This is a genomic window from Cylindrospermum stagnale PCC 7417, from assembly GCF_000317535.1.
GTDB lineage: Bacteria > Cyanobacteriota > Cyanobacteriia > Cyanobacteriales > Nostocaceae > Cylindrospermum > Cylindrospermum stagnale.
Map to the genome: position 1 here is coordinate 89,793 of NC_019744.1, position 17,584 is coordinate 107,376.

General features: G+C 42.8%; 21 protein-coding genes and 3 pseudogenes. 17 read left to right on the plus strand and 7 right to left on the minus strand.

What is annotated here, in order from left to right:
• Positions 1 to 8: 8 nt before the first annotated feature.
• Positions 9 to 236 carry a hypothetical protein gene (locus CYLST_RS36280; RefSeq protein ID WP_245587576.1) on the minus strand — a complete coding sequence of 76 codons (228 nt, stop codon included), beginning with the start codon at positions 234 to 236 and terminating at the stop codon, positions 9 to 11.
• Between CYLST_RS36280 and CYLST_RS31660 the strand changes: the two genes are divergently transcribed.
• On the plus strand, positions 130 to 780 hold the full coding sequence (locus CYLST_RS31660) for a DUF305 domain-containing protein (protein WP_245587567.1): 651 nt from the start codon (positions 130 to 132) through the stop codon (positions 778 to 780). The genes CYLST_RS36280 and CYLST_RS31660 overlap by 107 nt on opposite strands.
• A gap of 479 nt (positions 781 to 1,259) precedes the next feature.
• Positions 1,260 to 1,598, plus strand: a pseudogene (locus CYLST_RS31665) (NF041680 family putative transposase); the annotation flags it as partial.
• Positions 1,599 to 1,813: 215 nt separating this feature from the next.
• Here CYLST_RS31665 and CYLST_RS33975 read toward each other — a convergent pair.
• Positions 1,814 to 2,033: pseudogene (locus CYLST_RS33975) on the minus strand (reverse transcriptase N-terminal domain-containing protein); the annotation flags it as partial.
• Between the two features lie 1,271 nt (positions 2,034 to 3,304).
• Between CYLST_RS33975 and CYLST_RS31670 the strand changes: the two are divergent.
• Together CYLST_RS31670 and CYLST_RS35030 are read left to right on the plus strand one after the other, a co-directional pair.
• Positions 3,305 to 3,571, plus strand: coding sequence for a hypothetical protein (locus tag CYLST_RS31670; protein ID WP_157162751.1), 267 nt, complete (start codon positions 3,305 to 3,307; stop codon positions 3,569 to 3,571).
• Positions 3,546 to 3,722 (plus strand): hypothetical protein, encoded by a 177-nt coding sequence (locus CYLST_RS35030; protein WP_157162752.1) that lies wholly within the window; start codon positions 3,546 to 3,548, stop codon positions 3,720 to 3,722. Before CYLST_RS31670 ends, CYLST_RS35030 begins: the two co-directional genes overlap by 26 nt.
• 218 nt (positions 3,723 to 3,940) lie before the next feature.
• Here CYLST_RS35030 and CYLST_RS31675 read toward each other — a convergent pair whose 3' ends face one another.
• Genes CYLST_RS31675 through CYLST_RS31685 form a run of 3 tightly spaced genes read right to left on the minus strand, consistent with a single transcriptional unit; the run spans position 3,941 to position 5,834 of the window.
• Entirely contained in the window at positions 3,941 to 4,792 is an 852-nt protein-coding gene (locus CYLST_RS31675) for a hypothetical protein (RefSeq protein WP_015186445.1), read from the minus strand.
• 14 nt (positions 4,793 to 4,806) lie between these two features.
• The gene (locus CYLST_RS31680) at positions 4,807 to 5,601 is read right to left on the minus strand and encodes a hypothetical protein (protein WP_015186446.1); all 795 of its coding nucleotides are present in this window, start codon (positions 5,599 to 5,601) and stop codon (positions 4,807 to 4,809) included.
• 20 nt (positions 5,602 to 5,621) lie between these two features.
• Positions 5,622 to 5,834 carry a hypothetical protein gene (locus CYLST_RS31685; RefSeq protein WP_015186447.1) on the minus strand — a complete coding sequence of 71 codons (213 nt, stop codon included), beginning with the start codon at positions 5,832 to 5,834 and terminating at the stop codon, positions 5,622 to 5,624.
• 122 nt (positions 5,835 to 5,956) lie between these two features.
• On the opposite strand from CYLST_RS31685, the gene CYLST_RS31690 reads away from it, so the two are divergent.
• The 5 genes and pseudogenes from CYLST_RS31690 to CYLST_RS36925 all read left to right on the plus strand — a co-directional run.
• Entirely contained in the window at positions 5,957 to 7,216 is a 1,260-nt protein-coding gene (locus tag CYLST_RS31690) for a DNA cytosine methyltransferase (RefSeq protein ID WP_015186448.1), read from the plus strand.
• A 95-nt stretch (positions 7,217 to 7,311) separates the two neighbouring features.
• A complete protein-coding gene (locus tag CYLST_RS36285; RefSeq protein ID WP_245587568.1) occupies positions 7,312 to 7,467 on the plus strand; it encodes a hypothetical protein in 156 nt (51 codons plus the stop codon).
• Positions 7,468 to 7,548: 81 nt separating this feature from the next.
• Positions 7,549 to 7,866, plus strand: a complete 318-nt coding sequence (locus CYLST_RS36290) for a hypothetical protein (protein ID WP_245587569.1) — start codon at positions 7,549 to 7,551, stop codon at positions 7,864 to 7,866.
• A gap of 54 nt (positions 7,867 to 7,920) precedes the next feature.
• The gene (locus CYLST_RS31700; protein WP_015186449.1) at positions 7,921 to 8,253 is read left to right on the plus strand and encodes a GIY-YIG nuclease family protein; all 333 of its coding nucleotides are present in this window, start codon (positions 7,921 to 7,923) and stop codon (positions 8,251 to 8,253) included.
• Positions 8,254 to 8,350: 97 nt separating this feature from the next.
• Positions 8,351 to 8,527: pseudogene (locus tag CYLST_RS36925) on the plus strand (DUF3155 domain-containing protein); the annotation flags it as partial.
• A 187-nt stretch (positions 8,528 to 8,714) separates the two neighbouring features.
• Here CYLST_RS36925 and CYLST_RS31705 read toward each other — a convergent pair.
• Together CYLST_RS31705 and CYLST_RS31710 are read right to left on the minus strand one after the other, a co-directional pair.
• Positions 8,715 to 9,278, minus strand: coding sequence for an ImmA/IrrE family metallo-endopeptidase (locus CYLST_RS31705; RefSeq protein ID WP_015186450.1), 564 nt, complete (start codon positions 9,276 to 9,278; stop codon positions 8,715 to 8,717).
• A 41-nt stretch (positions 9,279 to 9,319) separates the two neighbouring features.
• A complete protein-coding gene (locus tag CYLST_RS31710; RefSeq protein WP_015186451.1) occupies positions 9,320 to 9,676 on the minus strand; it encodes a helix-turn-helix domain-containing protein in 357 nt (118 codons plus the stop codon).
• A 98-nt stretch (positions 9,677 to 9,774) separates the two neighbouring features.
• Between CYLST_RS31710 and CYLST_RS31715 the strand changes: the two genes are divergently transcribed.
• From CYLST_RS31715 to CYLST_RS31750, 8 genes are all read left to right on the plus strand, one after another.
• Positions 9,775 to 10,299 (plus strand): multiubiquitin domain-containing protein, encoded by a 525-nt coding sequence (locus CYLST_RS31715; RefSeq protein ID WP_085960854.1) that lies wholly within the window; start codon positions 9,775 to 9,777, stop codon positions 10,297 to 10,299.
• A gap of 3 nt (positions 10,300 to 10,302) precedes the next feature.
• Positions 10,303 to 10,683: an E2/UBC family protein gene (locus CYLST_RS31720; protein ID WP_010993831.1), complete on the plus strand. Its 381-nt coding sequence runs from the start codon at positions 10,303 to 10,305 to the stop codon at positions 10,681 to 10,683.
• The gene (locus tag CYLST_RS31725) at positions 10,680 to 12,107 is read left to right on the plus strand and encodes a ThiF family adenylyltransferase (protein ID WP_015186452.1); all 1,428 of its coding nucleotides are present in this window, start codon (positions 10,680 to 10,682) and stop codon (positions 12,105 to 12,107) included. The genes CYLST_RS31720 and CYLST_RS31725 overlap by 4 nt, the downstream gene beginning before the upstream one ends.
• Before the next feature lie 3 nt (positions 12,108 to 12,110).
• Positions 12,111 to 12,470, plus strand: a complete 360-nt coding sequence (locus CYLST_RS31730; protein ID WP_015186453.1) for a ubiquitination-like system serine protease family protein — start codon at positions 12,111 to 12,113, stop codon at positions 12,468 to 12,470.
• A gap of 456 nt (positions 12,471 to 12,926) precedes the next feature.
• Positions 12,927 to 14,015, plus strand: coding sequence for a nucleotidyltransferase domain-containing protein (locus CYLST_RS31735; RefSeq protein ID WP_015186454.1), 1,089 nt, complete (start codon positions 12,927 to 12,929; stop codon positions 14,013 to 14,015).
• Positions 13,996 to 14,490, plus strand: coding sequence for a type II CBASS E2 protein (locus CYLST_RS31740; protein ID WP_015186455.1), 495 nt, complete (start codon positions 13,996 to 13,998; stop codon positions 14,488 to 14,490). Before CYLST_RS31735 ends, CYLST_RS31740 begins: the two co-directional genes overlap by 20 nt.
• Complete coding sequence (gene cap4, locus CYLST_RS31745; RefSeq protein ID WP_015186456.1) at positions 14,487 to 15,938, plus strand: CD-NTase-associated endodeoxyribonuclease Cap4; 1,452 nt, start codon at positions 14,487 to 14,489, stop codon at positions 15,936 to 15,938. The genes CYLST_RS31740 and cap4 overlap by 4 nt, the downstream gene beginning before the upstream one ends.
• A gap of 300 nt (positions 15,939 to 16,238) precedes the next feature.
• On the plus strand, positions 16,239 to 17,444 hold the full coding sequence (locus CYLST_RS31750; RefSeq protein WP_015186457.1) for an AIPR family protein: 1,206 nt from the start codon (positions 16,239 to 16,241) through the stop codon (positions 17,442 to 17,444).
• Positions 17,445 to 17,584: the final 140 nt, after the last annotated feature.

A 17,584-nucleotide genomic window follows, 5' to 3' on the forward strand; every position in this document is an offset into this window, starting at 1 on the left:
ATAGATAGTTAATTTAACTCTTTCCAGGCCTTACCTTCATTCTGCGATTGAAAGACAGTATTGTTCTCATTCACTGCATAAAGCATTTGCGGATTTTTGGGAGCGATCGCTTCTTTTTCCAGCAGCGTTTTGACAGCCTGTTCTACACCCACTTCCCAAAACCAAAGCCAAGCACCAAACCCTACTAACACTGCTATCGATACTAGCGATAAGCAACCGATGAACCATGACGGCATGATGAATCAGGGTAGTGGCATGATGAACCACAGCATGGCAATGGATTTAGGCCCAGCCGATGCTAACTATGATTTGCGCTTTATTGATGCGATGATTCCGCACCATCAGGGAGCAACGGTAATGGCAAAAGAAGCACAGCAAAAATCGAAACGCCCACAGATCAAAAAGCTAGCAGACGAAATTATCAAAGCAGAAAACCAAGAAATTACGCAGATGAAACAGTGGCGTACAACCTGGTATCCCAAAGCGGGAGATAAACCAATGGCTTATGATACCAAAATGGGTCACATGAAGGAGATGTCACCTGATCAAATGCAAGCCATGATGATGAACATGGACTTGGGTGGAGCTGATGCAGAATTTGACCTGCGTTTTATTAACGCGATGATTCCTCACCATGAATCAGCTGTAGTTATGGCGAAAGATGCCTTGCAAAAGTCTCAGCGTCCTGAAATCAAAAACTTGACTCAAGAAATTGTCAAAGCCCAAGAATTAGAGATTAATCAAATGAAACAGTGGCGCAAAGCTTGGTATAACAAGTAGTTTCAAGTTTCAATGTATATTGAGAAACGGGTGCAAAGTTTGCCGACGCAATTGAGAATTCTGGATGTCAAAGAAAGCTAGTTTCTCAGTTTTAAATGGCAAAGTACCAAAAGCAGTTTTTGAGCAATGATGGTTGCTACAGGAACATCACAGCTATAACTAAAAAACACTACACTCCTTCGAGAAAACTTAACGTCTTTAATGCTTTCTTCACCCCAACTTACCAGGGTTAGCGCGTCTCAAACCCTATTGACAAAAGGACTTACCTGATCGGCAATCAGGTGGGAAACAAAGTGGTACCATCCGAGGTAGGGTAAGATTTAATTCATCAAGATGCTAGCTCAAAGTAATGTCAACGGGATTTGAGACTGGAGTTTAGACTAAATCGGTCATGTTCAAGAAAAAAAGGAGGTCTGATTGAATACAGCCCCCCTAGTAGCAGAAACTGAGAGAAGTACTACCAACTCTCAGCTGCTAATATGAAACGTGCCAAATTAGAAGAATTCCGTCAAGCAGCCTACAAACACTTAGGTAGAGCTAAAGACGCTACCTTTGAATTGACAGATGCCATATTGCTGACCCGAAATATTTATTGCCTAGCAGACTTGTCCTTATCACCAGTGTTTAGACGCAAGTGGACAAGCATCTATGAGGCACTACAAGATAGCAGGCCACAGCGACAGAAATTGATGCAGCTATATATCAAACAGATACCAACGGGGGAGAGACCGCTATTGGCAGGCGACCATACTAACTGGTCACGCCCAGATGCAGTCAAACTACAAGAAAGAACTTATGAACATAGTGGCACATCCATAGTGGCAATACCTTAGACTATGTTCATCCTTCTACGTCTTTCCCTCTTGCTCCTCACTGCCTGACCCTGGCAGCTACGGCTACTTTTAGCGTCTGCACTCCAACTTTTTCGTTGCCTACTCGGTTGTGACGTACCGTTATTTACGGATTTCTCTATGAGGGTCTGGGGTAGAAATCCCAGAGAGACTTCAGAGTCTCAATTTAGTTGACCTTTTCAGGTCGCACTACCTCGGTTGTCCTGTGTTACCCTACGAACCGCTAAACACTTTGCTGACCAGGAGTGCAACAACGTTTTTTGGAGTTTGCGAACTGCCTTGACATCACCACGCTGAGAGGCTTTGTAGATACGATGACAGCAACTTAAATACTTTCCGCTCTAGCTTTCGCCAAGGGATAGCATTCCATTCCACCGTAGTCTTGAAACTCGTTTTAGCCATATAAATTGCTACTAGTACCTCTACAATCCAAGTCACCGTGCCTCTGTCTGCATATCCTCCCCGTTACAAGGAGGCATTGGCTTCTGAGACAATCCCTCTCCCTAATGACTTCCGGTTGGCTACCTACTCCAAATTTCGACCAATTTGGAGAGTACATTAGGGGGTTACTTCGTTCCCAATTTTTCGTTTGATGTTGGTTTTAGGATTCTCTCTCTTCACGCCCGTTTATTGTGAGTGCTTGTTGGTCTGCCGCAAAGGACGCCAACCACTAATCTTTTCCCTTTTGGGACAAGCCTGTCAGCCTTTTGGCTTGTTTTGCATTACGATGATTCAATCGAGAGATTCGTATCACTATCCATGACCAACTATGCTAGGCGGGATTCCACTTTAGGCTAGTAGTTACCGTCATGATTAAGAGCTTCACCCCAACAAAGAACCACTTTGCTGGAATGGGGGACTTGCTGTCACTCCTGCACTTGGAGGGATGGAATTACACCATCACGAAAAATAGAGTTGTCAAGGTTCTGTCAGGATTTCTCCCGAATATTTCCCTTGCCTGTCATCCCAGAGTATTTCAACTCATTTCGACAGAACGAATCACACTAGCGAACTGCAAACATAAATCGTTAAAACTGCAAACAAGCTGATTTTGAAACCACATTATTTGCAAATAAGGGGGGTCTCAAAACCACAATAATTGCAAATGAAACCACAATCGCTGCAAACAAACCGCAAACATAACTTTGAAACCACTTTAACTGCAAATAGGCTGTAATCCTTAGCCAGTAATACTTTTGGTTTTATTACGCCTTTGGCGATGAAACTGTCCAAATTAAAAAATATTACTTTCACCCCAGTTAGAAACTTAAGAGTCTTTGCCAAGCGAGAAAAACAAGTTGGTGATACTTGCTCCCAAAAACCTAGTTCATGATTTAATTGGACGGATATCGTTCAGATTAAACCACAACATTCGGGCATAAGTGTTTGGCTAATTGGTTCATATAAATTGGACACTTTTGGAACTATAAATCCCCTAACTCAATCACCGTAGGGGTTACGGCTTATTTGCAGTAAATGTGGTTTGAAAACCCTTGTTTGCAGTTTGAAAATTATGTTTGCAGTTTCATTTGCAGTGATTGTGGTTTTGAGACCCCTCTTATTTGCAGAGAATGTGGTTTCAAAATCGCCTTGTTTGCAGTTTTATCGCTGGATGTTTGCAGTTCGCTACAATTAATCATCAAAAAATTATGATTACAGGAGGTAATGTTACCATGAGCAACAATCAAAATTATGTAGAAACTATGTCAGAGCGCAAAATAAATATCAACCAAAGTGGGGCATCAATTGGTGTTGGCTATAGTGAGAACGTTGAGGCAAATCAACTCGGTGGCACTATAAACAACTATCCTTCGGAGCGAGCGGAAGCAGACTCTTGCAGAAGCAGCCGCAGAGATACAGCAGCTTCTGCAACAGCTAGAGCAGACTTACCCCACCAACACCACAACAGGGCAGATGGTAGTAGCGACAAAAGTTATTGAGCGTATAGAAAGTGACCAAATTTGGAAACAACGGGTTGTAAACGCAGTTAAAGAAGGTGGTCTTCAAGCGTTCGAGAAAGCCATTGATAACCCTGTAGGTGCTTTTATTGTAGGAGCGATTAAAGGTTGGCAGGAAGCTGAAATTGAGTGATGTCTACTGCTAATTTAACAAACACTCCCAGGTTTTGAGCATTTGGTCAAGTTCCTCCTTTGTCGCGCGTTCAAGTAGTGTCTCGGTAAGGAGAATCGCGCATCAGCAGAATCAATTACTTAACCTCAGTCGCCGATCTTAAATTACCAGCATTATTTCATAAATTGTCCTTGTGGACGTATTCATTCTCGTTGATTAGCTCGATTCAAATGAGTATTTTATCGTTTAAAAAATAACAATATTCCATGTGGATTATCTAAAAATACATCTTTATTACTGTTGTGATTCTGCGACTCATACCCTTGTAAATCTTGATTTGAAAGTGAGTACACATCAGTTGCAACAAGCTGATATCCTTGACTATTTAAATAACCAACTAATTTATCAGGCATGACATGAGACGCGCCGTAACTTGGTAACAAATTATGTTCAATTTTCTCCTGGTCTAAAATATTTAATTGCACAACACCTGTACGACAAAATATATCAAAATCAATCGGCTCGACTAAGCCACTTGTAGTAATTTCTATTGAATCTAATTCCATCGCCAATTGCTCTATACTCGCAAAATTACACGACCACGGGTTGCCCATTAAAAATAGTCTTATCGATATTACCTCTGGCTGTACCTTCACGATATCAAGTAATGTTTTTGTAACCGTATGTGGTTGTAAGTAATCTAATACTCCATGAACTGAAACTAGCCGCAGGCTATTTCGAGCGTAAAGTTTTGTCAGTTCTAGTTCTGCTAGATTGCGATCGCAAAAATAATTTAACTGTAGGTTTGGATATTGGCTGCGTAAAGCTAAAAACTTTTCTGGCGGATTAGTAGCAATGTCGTAACAGTCGATTGTCGGAAGTTGGTAGTGCGTCAAGTCAACTCCCTCAAAACCAAAAAAAACTTCACGTTCGGCAAAACCTGCACCCAAGATAGCTGCACTGTCACCATTACCTGAAAGAATCGCTTCCCAAGTGAGGGGATAAACATTGGGGGTAAGTTCTAAAAGCCTAGCTCGACTAATTTCTAAGATATTGCCACTGCCCTTATTTTCTAGGAATCTTACTGCCATAAAACCTCGCTATATTATGAAATAACCTTGGGACGACTGATTAGGGTTATATCTTTACCTTCGCCCAAACGGTACACTTCTGTGCGATCGCCAACATCAATTTCAAAAAACCGATAGCTTGTAGTAAACCGCGCCCACGGTGCCAAAGGATTAATTTTTGGGAGATTGGTTGTTGCTTGGTAAGTAATTTCAAACCCCGCTCCCCCATCTTGCTTGAACATCCGCAAAAAACATTCGTAGTCTCTAGCGTGCCAAAAATCAGTTGTTCGGCGACGCACCACATCTTGTGAGTCAGAACTCATTGCTCGTGCTGCTGATGCGGACACGATTAATTGCAAATTGTCAGACATTCGTGTTAAGGCAAGTTTCTTGTCTGGGTTTGAGAATATTTCATCAACAATTGGTCTAAGCTCAGGGTGCAAACAAGTTTCAGCAATGTAAAACCCTGAATACTTGCTGATATCATTCTCAAATTTCCGATTAACTAGTCTTTCTGAATCACAACTAACCGACTTTCGTAAGCTCGCAAAAATCAAGTCTTCGTATAACTTCTGCTGCGATGTTGGCGTTGCTGCAATAATTTTGAATGCAGACCCACGCATCCCCTGAATTCCTATCAAAGCAGAGGTACAATCGAGGGATGCCGCCCACATTGCTAGAAATTTTCGATAGTTGGTATAAAGCATTAATGCTTCCTGGTAGTCAGGAGCTTTAATTTTGAGTAGATGCTTTACTGGGTTGGGTTTAATTTCCCATCCAGGCTTGCATAGTAAAGCCCATAACGCAGAAGAATCTTCAATGGCATCCATGCATTTATGCCCCAAGCTTATTAATGACAATTATTGGTCTGTCCGTTTTTGTCAAACCTCATGCGGGATATCAAATCCTTAAGATGCGCTGGATCTACACCAAACCTATGAGCAATGTCATACTCCTCATCTTCAGTTGGTGGTGCATTTAGTGTAAGTAAATGCTCCAAAAAAGGTTGCGACCCCCCTAAAGGCAAACCATCATCCGTAAAAGGTAACCTATGTTCGTGCATTGACTGCTCAAATACCGCAGGGCGGGTATTTTGTAGCCGACTTGAAACTCAGGCATAACTCCGATTGTAATTGATGTGTGTTTAAAGCCAAGTGCAAGAAGTTAACATTAATTAGAATCTTGATGAACTCAACAGCAACGAACAAAAAAATAGCTGTTAGCCTATTCTCCGGGGTGGGTGGATTTGATTTGGGATTTAAAGCAGCAGGATTTGAAATAGCGATCGCCATTGATAACAATCCCATCGCCCTAGCAACATACCAACATAATTTCCCCCACGCCACAGTTTTGTGCAAAGACATTCGGGAGGTGACGGGGGAAGAAATACGCGCCTGTATTCAGGCGAAGTACATAAATTGGGACGGGGAGATTCATGCCGTTTTTGGTGGGCCACCATGCCAAGGATTTAGCGTTGCCGGACTGCAAAATGTTGAAGATGAGAGAAACTCGTTGGTAGGGGAGTTTGTTCGGCTGGTGTTGGAACTCAATCCTCTTGCAGCAATCATGGAGAATGTGCCGGGGATTGAAAATCAAAAGTTTGGCTGCATTACTGCTAACCTCCAAGCAGTGCTAGAAGAACATTATTTTCTCTCAAAGTGGAACCTGAACGCTTCAGATTACGGGGTTCCGCAAGCTAGAAAAAGGGTGTTTTTTGTTGCATCTAGGTTTGGAGAAATTATACCGCCAAAGCATCAACCTCAACATACAGTTAGAGATGCGATCGCGGACTTGTCGCCAGTCCCCCTACTCCCCAAGCAAAACACTCAAGAATGGCATCCAGATTGGGTGAAGGGAGAATATGCTAAGTATCTTGAAAAAATATTCCCAAATCTTAGTATAGTAACTAACATTGAGACGGGATTCGCAGCGACAACACATACACCAGAAGTAATTCAGCAATTCATCAACACTCCCCCAGGTGCAAGGGAAGCTAAATCCAAGTCAAAAAAGCTGCAATGGGATGGATTCTGCGTGACGTTAAGAGCGGGGAGTGGCAACCGCACCGCATTACGTCCCCTCCATCCAGAACAGCCACGGGTTATATCTGTAAGAGAAGCTGCTCGCTTGCACAGCTACCCCGATTGGTTTAATTTCAGCGAGGCAATACTCCACGCCCAAAGAGAAATCGGAAATTCGGTACCCCCATTGCTTGCATATGCTGTGGGAATGCAAGTTAAAGAACATCTAGAATGCAATATCACTTATCAGATTAAGTGCCAAAATTGGCAAAACTGCCTATTTTTACCAATTTCTTGCAATTTTAAGAATATATTCGTTTTTCTCAATGAAATACTGTCTTTAAGCGGGTTAAGCAAAATCAGCAAAGAGCGATCGCCTCCACGTCTGGCTAAAAAAAAGCAAAATTTGGTTACTTGCCTTTAGGTCTGGCGGATAATAAATGATTATTTTAACCGCGAATTAATTGTGTGCGTCACTCTGGGCAAGAAGACCACCAAACAGGAGTAATCACATAGGAATTGATTGAAGGCCAAGCGTTCGCAGATTATCACGCCAAAATCAAATCCCAAGAAAAAGAGCAGTCCCAGGAAGAGACTGCTGAATCTGAAGTGGTTGAGTTGAGTATGCTTCCACAATTAGAAACATCCCCAACAGAGAGAGAAAAAGCTCTATAAGTTAATCCCAGGCTAAAACAAAACGAACAAACCAGCACCAGTAACGCTACAGAACAGCAGCCAGTTGGGCAAGAAATATTAATGCTGGCAGAAAAACTCAAATCAGCTACCAGTTATTATCAAATTAGAAGTGCTATATACAGGCATCTGGCTGTTAAAGATGAAGCTTTGAAGCAGCTTTCCCCAGAAGAACAGTTAAGAATTGAAAGATTGTTTCCCCAGGAAGTATTAGCTCTAAAAATCTCTAGAGAATCAGGTTTAGTTCTTGATTTCTATGAGTTAGAAACTGGTTGTTTTCAAATATTTATTGCAGGTCAAGATAAGCCTGTAAGCATTAGTAAATCAAATGTAATTACTTGGGTACAAGAGCAAGAAAGGCTCAACTGCGTAACGTCATAAACCACCACAATTAGCTAACGCCTCAGTTTTCAAAATAATCCTAAAAAACCATAAATGGAATTGTCAGGAAAAATCCCCTCAATTCCTTGCTGTTACCTGATTGAGCTATCTCGTCCGCTTGGTAACGAGAAACATCAAGCTCGTTATTACTTAGGTTCGTGCGCGAACCTCAAGAAAAGATTTCAGCAGCATCTACAAGGGTCTGGATCAGCATTTACTCGTGCTGCGATAGAACGCGGCATCGAATTCAAAATTGTCTATGTGTGGAAGACCTCAAGTAAACAAGAAGCCCGTCAGCTTGAAATTCAACTTAAGCGATATAAGAACCACGCACGATTATTAAGGAGAGTACAAAATGCCAAAACGAATTCGACAAAAACTAGGTAGATACCATTTAAGACGTAGATTACGTGGAAAAGTTTTGTTATCAAAGGTTACAAGCTTTAGTTGCTATCAACATAACCATCAATAAAAAACCTCTACAACTGCAAGGAAATTCATTCGTAATAACAATATTCAACCACCATATGTTATCACAGTACTCAAGATATCGGGTAGTGAAGAAAAATTTTTCTTGTCAAACAATGGACTATTTAGTTATAAATATGTCATCGAAAATCACAAATTATTCTCACCAGAAATAGCGTCTGTTGCTAGTTAAAATCAGCTATAATCTAAATCTACTATAGCCTGTCAAATATGGCAGGCTAAAAACGAAAAAGACTTACTTGACCAAGTTTATGAATATAGATGACAGTATTATTAATTTTTGATTTCATATAAAATTTTTGATTGATGATTGCCAGGATTTTATTAATTTTTGCAGTTAAACTGATTCAATTAGCCCTCTAACGAGATAAAATTCGTTTTCGCGCTCCAGTAACATTAATACGCATATTGATAACTTCCTTGCTAGCGCGGTAATATTCAACAGCCTCATCTATTGTCATTCCAGTTTGAACGATATGGAGGGCAGCTTCTTCTGAAATTAAAAGTGCCGGACCTAACCAGTTTGCTTCATCTTCATATTCTTGGTTAAAATTCCGGCATCCGCATTCGTTAAAAACTTCATCTGGCTGGTGTTGAAGGATACCATGACTTATTTCGTGAGAAACATTAGAAGCCTGACGTAGACGGCTGTGAGCGTCATTGTGAACAATTATTCTTTGCATACCATAAAACACTGTTATCGCAGAAAAACTTTTTATGTCTTTTTCTGTAAAATAGCGAACCTCTTCAGAAATTTCATTTTGAAATTCCGACAGTGGAACAATAGGAATTGCTAAATGTTCAGCAAGCTGCCAAGGGCATAAGGGAGCGTGTGGTTTTAGACCAAGCTCTGCTCGAAACTCCCTGGCATAAGCACTTGCCTCCTTCTTAAAGCCACGACGGAACTTCGCCTTACCTGGCATAAGCATTTGCCTCCTGACTAAAACCACAGCGTAATGTCATCTCATTGATCCTTGCGAAGTTTCTCGTAAGCAGCTTTGATGACAGCTTCCATTGCAGATGCAGCTTCTGGCGTTAAATGGGGATCTGCACGCAAATACGCCGTAATTTTAGCGAGTGGTTCGGATTCGGTTAGAGTATCCTGTTCGCGCTTGATGAAGGAGTCTGCGTTCAGCCCAGACCATGTTAACAAAGCCGCCATACTGTCTACATCTGGTCGTCTACCTTGCGCGATCCGAGTCAAGGTAGACGCACTAACACCAGATTTTTCGGCAACTTGTTTCCATGTCATACGCTTAGACAGCCGTTGGCTGTCTAATGCTGCATAAAAAGCTTCAACATCAAACTGTCCTTTTGCCATTTCATCTCCAATTTCACTCTTGCAATTTTAAATCATGTGTGCAATATAATGGATAAAATTTCACAAGTGAAATCAAAAGTCACTTATGCAACAACAATATGACGAACAATATCGTGGTTGAGCAGATTGAACTGGAAGCGTGGGTCAAGCAGCACGGGGCTGTACAACCACCGCTTGCAAAACACTACTTAGTGCGGATTGATGACCGAAGTTACAAAGTAGACGACCCCGTGATTACGGGAGGGCAGCTGCTTGATGAAGCAAGCAAGAGACCTGTGGATGAGTACCTTATCTTCCAAGTGCTAAACAACGGTCAGTTAGAAGAAATCCGCCTTGATGAAACCGTTGAACTCAGAAAGCCTGGTATCGAGCGATTCATTACTTGCAAGAGCGATCGCTCCTTCCGTTTTGTCATCGACGGTCGGCGATTTGAATGGGGAGCGCCAATTATCACAGGGTTAAAGCTGAAGGAACTTGCTGGCGTTGACCTTGCATCCTATGGAGTTTGGCTTGAACTACGTGGTGCAGAAGACCGCCCAATTGCCGATAACGAATCTGTCGATTTACAAGCACCAGGAGTCGAGCGATTCTTCACTGGTAAAAAGACTACAACGGAGGGTTAAGTAATGAGCTTTTTACCCTCAAACGATCGCCAATACCTGGAAAACAGGGGTTTACCTTTTGAAGAAGTGGTAGATGCCAGTCAAAAGGGCGTTATTTTACGCGAATTTCAGTTACCACTTGGCCGTTTTGATACTGAACAGGCAGATATCTTAATTCTCTTGCCGAGCGGATACCCAGATGCACCCCCCGATATGTTTTACCTGCTGCCGTGGGTAAAGCTGGTACAAGGTGCAAAATACCCAAAGGCAGCCGATCAACCACACCAATTTAATGGTCAGAAATGGCAGCGATGGTCGAGACATAATAACGAGTGGCGACCTGGTACAGATGGCATATGGACAATGCTCAAACGGATTGAAAATGCTCTGGAGGTGGCTGCTTGAATACTGTAAGCTTGACATTGCAAGAGCAACACTCAAATTACCTGCACGAATTGCTATTAACCATAGATGGTAAAGAGCGAGCGGCCTATGTCTTGTGTGGACAGGCCGTTATCAATGCCGACCCTTGGGATGGGCAGCCTCACCAAAAATTCATTTCTTATGAAGTAATACCAGTGCCAGAGGATGAAATTGTTTCTTTCTCTGCCAAACACATTACCTGGAAAACGGATTCTTTTGTTCGGGCATTGCAAGCAGCACAAGCGAAAAACCTGACACTAGCCATTTTCCACAGTCATCGAGAAGGCTTGAGAGAATTCTCTATTCAAGATGATACTAACGAACCAGACTTGATTCAACTGGCACAAAACCGCAACGGCTCAGATACACAGATTTTGAGTGTTATCCTAATGCCGGATGGAAATTTGGTTGGTCGCCTGTGGGTTAGTTCGCAAGAAGTTATCTCCTTGCGGATGATTCGTGTGATTGGGCAGAAAATCCGTTTGTATTATCCAAACCGGGGGCTGGGGGTTTCTCCTCCAGCATTCCAGCGACAGGCTTTAGCTTTTGGGGAGGCCCTCAATCAAGACTTATCGATGTTGCGTGTTGGGGTCATTGGTTGCGGCGGTACAGGAAGTGCGATCGCTATGTTGCTGCCAAAGATGGGTATTCGGAACATTGCACTTTTCGATAAAGACATTGTTGAGGATACAAATTTAAATCGGCTACACGGTGCGCGTCAGCCAGATGCTGATGCTATGAGTCCCAAAGTTGAAGTTGTTGCCAAGTCACTTATGGAACTTGGACTTGGTGTTCAAGTGAGAACATATCAAGCTTGGATTGGAGAAGCAGACTGCCGCGATCCCCTGAAAGCGTGCGACGTAATTTTTTGTTGTACTGATGATCATACGGGTCGCCTAATGCTGAATAGGTTTGCCTACTACTATGCAACACCTGTATTTGATATGGGTTTAGCAATTGAGGTTTCTCAAGGGGAAACGCCCAATTTTCAGGCTTTGGATGGTCGCGTCACGGTGCTTGCACCTGCACCAGGACACACCTGTCTATTGTGTCGTGAAGTTATAAATCCTGTTGCTGCAAGGGATGAAGCGTTGAAACGCAGTAATCCTGATGAGTACGAACGCCGCAAGGCAGAAGCCTACGTTATTGGAGAAGGAAACCCCAGCCCTGCCGTTGTTTTATTTACAACGGAGGTAGCAATTATGGCGATGCAGGAACTTGTCCACCGCCTTCAGGGTTTCCGTGGTGAGGATGGTGCAGCAGCTCACAGGGTTCGTAAATTCCATCTGACGACTGACCGTAAACCAGCAGCAATCCCTAATCCCAATTGCCCAGTTTGCGGGACAGCCGGTGCCCAGTGGTGGGGCAGAGGGGATGTTATGCCTTTCCTTAATCTGGTGGAGTAAGGGATGTTTCTTCGCGGTGTAGTTAGACAGTTATTAATCTGGCTGCGTTTTATTCGTCAGCCAGACTTATCAGCACGGATAGTTCCAACACATCCTGCACCTGAGAATATAAAACCAGGGGAGATTTTAGTCGTTGGTGATGCTGAATATCAGAAATGGGCTTGTTTTCGTTGCCCTGGAGGATGTGGTGAAAATATTTTGCTGTCTTTGAATCAAAAGCGGCATCCTTGCTGGGCGATCGCCATTGATTCGTTGGGGCGACCAACACTTAATCCTTCTGTTAGGCAGCTTAACGAATGCCACTGCCACTTTTGGGTGCGTCAGGGAGTTGTTGAATGGTGCGCTGATTCAGGACAGAAATAAACCTTATAGTCTCGTTTAGCAGAAAAATCCACTTTTTACTTACTCCTGGGTAAGCAATATTCCCATTGCATGAATTATTTGCGGAGCAACAACTCTATGACGAAGTGTACATGAATTGAGAGGAGAGCGATCGCTCCCCTTACCTTGAGTTAATCACCAGACTGAACGATAAACCGTAAAATTACTACTAACTATAGTACGGTTTTCACTAATAGTACAATTGTTCTTTTTAATCAAAAAGCATTAAAATACAGTGTAATAAAGTGCTACACACTGACATAGTGTGAGTCAATGTCGGCTGAATTCAAATGAATTTGGTTACTAACGATAGGTAATACGAGTAAGTTTTTCTGGAAGATATATTTGATTCAAATATTGATGATGGTGGCATATGAAAAGAAATTACCATAGCGCTGCGCTATGAATAGCCCAATTCAGTAAAGGTAAAAAAAATAGATGTTTCCGCTTATCACACACTTTGAAGAACTGCTCAAGAACATTCAACCACCCCAAGAACGCCTTGATGCAGCACGCGATTTGCCACCCTTAGTCCGTGAGTACATTGCCAAAAGCAAAGATTTTCCCACTGTCTACCCTCACTCTCGACTTGCAGGCTCATACGCCCAAAAAATGGCAGTAGGTGATGTTAAAGACGTAGATACCCTAATACGTGTCCCTGGCGATCCAAAGGCAAATGAACCAGAGGCTAAACGATTAATTCAAGACATGAAAAAGTTGCTTGATGGCTTGCCAAAAGCTTTGGGCTTTGAGGGATATGCAGAAGCGGAAATAGAAGTAGAGCGGGCACGCCGATCCGTCCATGTCTACTTCAAAGGCAAAGATTTCCACCTAGACTTTGTTCCTTGCATTGCACCAAATGGATTCGAGAGTGTGCTTTACGTCCCAGATCGAGGATTCAATAAGTGGATTGCATCGCACCCCATCGGGTATATCAACTTACTCAATGAGCTACAGGAAAAACACGACCACAAAGTTAAACCACTTGGCAAGCTTCTGAAGCACTTCCGTGACTGCCAAATGAAAAGCCGCAAACCCAAGAGTTACTGGCTTGGCGCTCTGCTAGTTAATCATATCCAAAAGAACACTTTAGACATGACACAGCCATTGGCAGTTCTATTTTACGAGCTTTTGGATGCTATTTACTGCCAATACGATCACCTGCTATATACTAGCAATGTTGCAACCCCAAACCTCTCCGATCCAATCCTTGGTCATAACATCTCTTGGAACTGGAGTCGCACCCACTTTGAAACCTTCATGAGACGGATTAATGAGGGACGGGATTGGGCAGCTAAAGCTTTAGAGACTGATGATCGGGAGAAGGCAATTAAATACTGGCAAAAAATCTTTAAAGAAGAATATTTTCCATCAGAGGTAGAAACCGCTGCGTCTCAATTGGCTAAAGTGGGTTTACCTGGCAAATCTTACGTCAGCTCTACTGGTTTGATTCTGCCCAGCCAACCTGCTTCTGGTTTATACACTTCAACCATTGCAACCAAGTTTCATGGGATTGACCAAGGCTGAATATTCTCAATTGAAACCCACTATCAACCTGGGGCTGCAAAACCTACACATATTGCACCGATTTCCTGGGTTCGCTTACAGGCGAGAGCGTGGGGTAGCTGTATGGCGAGGCACGCTTCAACCCCGTCAGTTTTCCCCAAAATATCGAGTAGCAATCCGCTACAAACTCAGCTCTTACCCAACCGTTAATGTCATATCTCCCTCTTTGGCATCACGACCTCCCCATGTTTGGAAAGACGGAACTTTATGCCTCTACTACCCCAAAGAAAAACCGTGGCAGAAAGATATGCTGCTTGCAAAGACTATCATCCCGTGGACTGCATTATGGTTATATTACTATGAACTGTGGCTAGATACTGGAAAATGGCTCGGACCATCATCACACGCCTCAGATTCAAAACTCCAAAGTTGGAGTTCCAATCCCGTTGAAGGGTATTCTATTTTGGAAAAACCGACTGAGCAGCAAACCGCATGACAGAGAGCGAACATTTGACTCCCTCACTCCTAGAACCACAGTCTCGTGGTGGTGATATTGCTGAAGGTGGCTTTTCCTTTCAAGAGCAAGTCATGCTTGCTCGCATTCCTGCTTGGCTAGCTCAGGATGGCTTCACAGCTATGATCCGGGAAGGAATTGGAGATGTAGAGGCAAAGTTTTTTGTACCCGGCCGTGGGTTTGCGATAGAGTTTCTTGAAGTTAAAGACCATACACTCCAACCATCTAAGTTTTTAAATGAAATTCAACGGTTCCGAGAAGTAGATGCTGGTAGTCCAAACACCTATCACCAATTTATACTTGTAGCAGGAGTTTCCAGAGACTTAGAGCCTTTGGTAAATGGATTGCGCCGCGTTCGTAATCCTCAAGATTTTTATGAAGAAAACTCTACAGTCAAAGAAAATTCTTTCAAAGAGTATACCCGCCTAGTCAAAAAAATTGGCGGCACAGAACAAGATGCCTTTTTCATTTTTGAAAAGGTGATAGTCGAGGCAGATTGGAACACCGCAAAATCTCATGGCGAAGCTCTTTTTAAGCAGTCTTTGGCTGACAATCTGAGTGAATATGAAGATTTATCTTTTAGAACTTTTGATAATATTTATAATCACTTAGGTACATTTATACGACAGCGCAAGAATCAAAATATTACCCGCAAAGAGTTAGAGACAAAACTACGGGAAAAAATTCCTCCCAGTCAACTACCAGCCCTCCGTCCCATCCTGATTTACACAGCCATTACCTCTGAAAATAACCCAGAGCATCATGGATTGTGTTTCGATTGGGCCCCTTTTTCTGGTGGTGAAACTCGTGCGATTGCCCCATCCCAAGAGTGGAATCGCTTACTCATTGAACTACAGGATACTCGAAGCTGGATTGAAAAGTATAGAAATACTAAGCGAATCAGGCTTGCTGGCAATCGTCGTCTGGCAGCATGTCTTGCAATAGGATCTGTCTTCTCAGCTGTTAGGGGCTACGCAATTGAAATGGAATACCGTGAAGAGGTATGGGCAACAGATGCTCATCCCACTCAAGAAACCCCCGTTTATCCTTTGGCTCATCAGATGATAGGCAGAACAGGAACCCGCTTGGTTGTTAGCATAGGTATTCTTCGAGATATTATTCCTGAAGTCGAAGTTAATCTGGAGAAGTATGGACTCACAGGTGAGCCACTGCTTCACATTAGAGGAGAGCATCCTATTACTTCTCCACAACATGCCAACAATGCCGTTGGAGGCATTAAAAAATTAATTGTCAATAACTTAGTGTGCATAGGCGGTAAAGAAATCCATTTATTTTTTGCTGGGCCTGCTCATCTTGCTCTATTCCTGGGACATCGCTTGGACGCTACAGCACCAGTCACTTGCTACGCATGGGTATCTAATGGTCAATACTCTAAAACATTTCAACTCTTTTCAGGAATTTCCAGCTAAATTTGCTGAAGCGCTCCTGAATGGTATGTACTGAACTACCATTGGTGTCAACTTAAGCCCAAACCCCTTTAAAATCTCGTTTCCAGCCTCTGGCTGGAAATGCTATTCATTGCGGCTCCCAATGCTGAACTACCCTCCCCTACTTTGCTATCGGGTGGGGACTGCCGCCAGTTGTTCAGACGTTGCCAGTCGCAACAACTTTAACTTTAGACATAAATTACAAAATATAATCTTTAAGCGCGAGCTTCTTCCCACGAGAAGAATAATTGAGAATGTATCGCTAAGATGCAGAAACCACCCATGCCGAAAAACTGGATTATTAAAGTAGACAACTATTTCCATGCAAACCCCAATTGCATCATCGCCACCGCCCATGTGGACACGTTTCCCACAAACCTACCCCTAGAACCCAACATCCGGGAACCCAACCGCAAAAGTGCGACATACCGACAAATCTTTGACTCTGTGACGACTCAACCAGAAAAATTTTTCTCTCGTCACAGTGGAATCGTTCTGTCAGCGAATAAAGTTAAGCCCAGCAAAAACAAAACCGAACTGGAGTTAGAAGTCTTAGAAGCTAGTGAGGGGGGTAGCGATGGCATTATCAATGGAGGTCACACAGTTTTAGCTTTTGAAAGTGCTAAAAATTACAAATATGACCTAACCCAAGCCAGAGTCAAAGTTACCATCCACATCGGACTCCAGGAAGAGGAAGCTAAAGATATCGCTCTCGCATCCAATACCACTTCTCCTGTAGATTCTCGCTCCAAAGTGAACGCTAGGGGAGATTACAAATTTATCAAGCAGTATTTAGCCCAGTTAGAAAGAGCAGAAGATAGAAAATTTAGAATAGCCTATTACCAAAACCAAAGCGGCGCTCCTAGAAATGCTCAATGTAATGTTAACCACTTGTTCAAGCTGATCAACTGCCTCGACAGAAATAGATACAATCCCGACGGCAATAAAAGAAGCAAGCACCCTACAGGTACGAATACCCCAAGCCAAATCACAGACACTGAGAGGGAAAGATTAACTCTTTTACTGCCTCTACTTCCCAAAGCTCTGTGGATAGAGCAAAGACTGTACGAAATCATCCAAGAACATATTAGCAACCCCAGAAGAAAGGGTGTCAACGACTTAGCATCAATCGATACACGCAAAAGTACCCTTCTCCCCGACAGCAAGTACTCGTTTGGGTTTGGTGCGCCAACTGACCTCGCACTACCCATCATTGCATCCTATCGGGTATTCCTAGACCAAGACTATAACTGGATTATTCCTTTTGACGAATTCGCCGAAAACTTTCTCCAACACCTGTGGGTTAACTATTACCGTAAATACTTGATATCGGAGAAAACAGCAGGAAATACAGTGGGGACTAAAATTTGTCGCAACTCAGAAATTTGGGAAAGTCTGTACATTTCAGCCCAAAGTTATCTCAATCAGCACTTGGTGAAAATTGTCAACTCCAGCAAGCATGAAGAATTAACGCTGACACCAAGCTAAAATGTCCACTTAACAATTAATTGTCATCTGAAAAGAGATTATGGGCATTTTCTAGAATGCCAGTCTCTAGGCAAAGCTTAATTGTGTTGCGATCGCCCACCGTAGGCGCTTTGTGCCATCGCAGCGCAAGGGATTTTCAA

What these genes read in the sequence shown, in the direction of transcription:
- CYLST_RS31715 (WP_085960854.1), top strand. Translation starts at nt 9,775, where the DNA reads ATGACGAACAATATCGTGGTTGAGCAGATTGAACTGGAAGCGTGGGTC.
- CYLST_RS36280 (WP_245587576.1), bottom strand. Translation starts at nt 236, where the DNA reads ATGCCGTCATGGTTCATCGGTTGCTTATCGCTAGTATCGATAGCAGTG.
- CYLST_RS31750 (WP_015186457.1), top strand. Translation starts at nt 16,239, where the DNA reads ATGCCGAAAAACTGGATTATTAAAGTAGACAACTATTTCCATGCAAAC.
- CYLST_RS31720 (WP_010993831.1), top strand. Translation starts at nt 10,303, where the DNA reads ATGAGCTTTTTACCCTCAAACGATCGCCAATACCTGGAAAACAGGGGT.
- CYLST_RS31675 (WP_015186445.1), bottom strand. Translation starts at nt 4,792, where the DNA reads ATGGCAGTAAGATTCCTAGAAAATAAGGGCAGTGGCAATATCTTAGAA.
- CYLST_RS36290 (WP_245587569.1), top strand. Translation starts at nt 7,549, where the DNA reads ATGCTGGCAGAAAAACTCAAATCAGCTACCAGTTATTATCAAATTAGA.
- CYLST_RS31700 (WP_015186449.1), top strand. Translation starts at nt 7,921, where the DNA reads ATGGAATTGTCAGGAAAAATCCCCTCAATTCCTTGCTGTTACCTGATT.
- CYLST_RS31730 (WP_015186453.1), top strand. Translation starts at nt 12,111, where the DNA reads ATGTTTCTTCGCGGTGTAGTTAGACAGTTATTAATCTGGCTGCGTTTT.
- CYLST_RS31690 (WP_015186448.1), top strand. Translation starts at nt 5,957, where the DNA reads ATGAACTCAACAGCAACGAACAAAAAAATAGCTGTTAGCCTATTCTCC.
- CYLST_RS31670 (WP_157162751.1), top strand. Translation starts at nt 3,305, where the DNA reads ATGAGCAACAATCAAAATTATGTAGAAACTATGTCAGAGCGCAAAATA.
- CYLST_RS31735 (WP_015186454.1), top strand. Translation starts at nt 12,927, where the DNA reads ATGTTTCCGCTTATCACACACTTTGAAGAACTGCTCAAGAACATTCAA.
- cap4 (WP_015186456.1), top strand. Translation starts at nt 14,487, where the DNA reads ATGACAGAGAGCGAACATTTGACTCCCTCACTCCTAGAACCACAGTCT.
- CYLST_RS31740 (WP_015186455.1), top strand. Translation starts at nt 13,996, where the DNA reads ATGGGATTGACCAAGGCTGAATATTCTCAATTGAAACCCACTATCAAC.
- CYLST_RS31705 (WP_015186450.1), bottom strand. Translation starts at nt 9,278, where the DNA reads ATGCCAGGTAAGGCGAAGTTCCGTCGTGGCTTTAAGAAGGAGGCAAGT.
- CYLST_RS31685 (WP_015186447.1), bottom strand. Translation starts at nt 5,834, where the DNA reads ATGCACGAACATAGGTTACCTTTTACGGATGATGGTTTGCCTTTAGGG.
- CYLST_RS31710 (WP_015186451.1), bottom strand. Translation starts at nt 9,676, where the DNA reads ATGGCAAAAGGACAGTTTGATGTTGAAGCTTTTTATGCAGCATTAGAC.
- CYLST_RS31680 (WP_015186446.1), bottom strand. Translation starts at nt 5,601, where the DNA reads ATGGATGCCATTGAAGATTCTTCTGCGTTATGGGCTTTACTATGCAAG.
- CYLST_RS35030 (WP_157162752.1), top strand. Translation starts at nt 3,546, where the DNA reads ATGGTAGTAGCGACAAAAGTTATTGAGCGTATAGAAAGTGACCAAATT.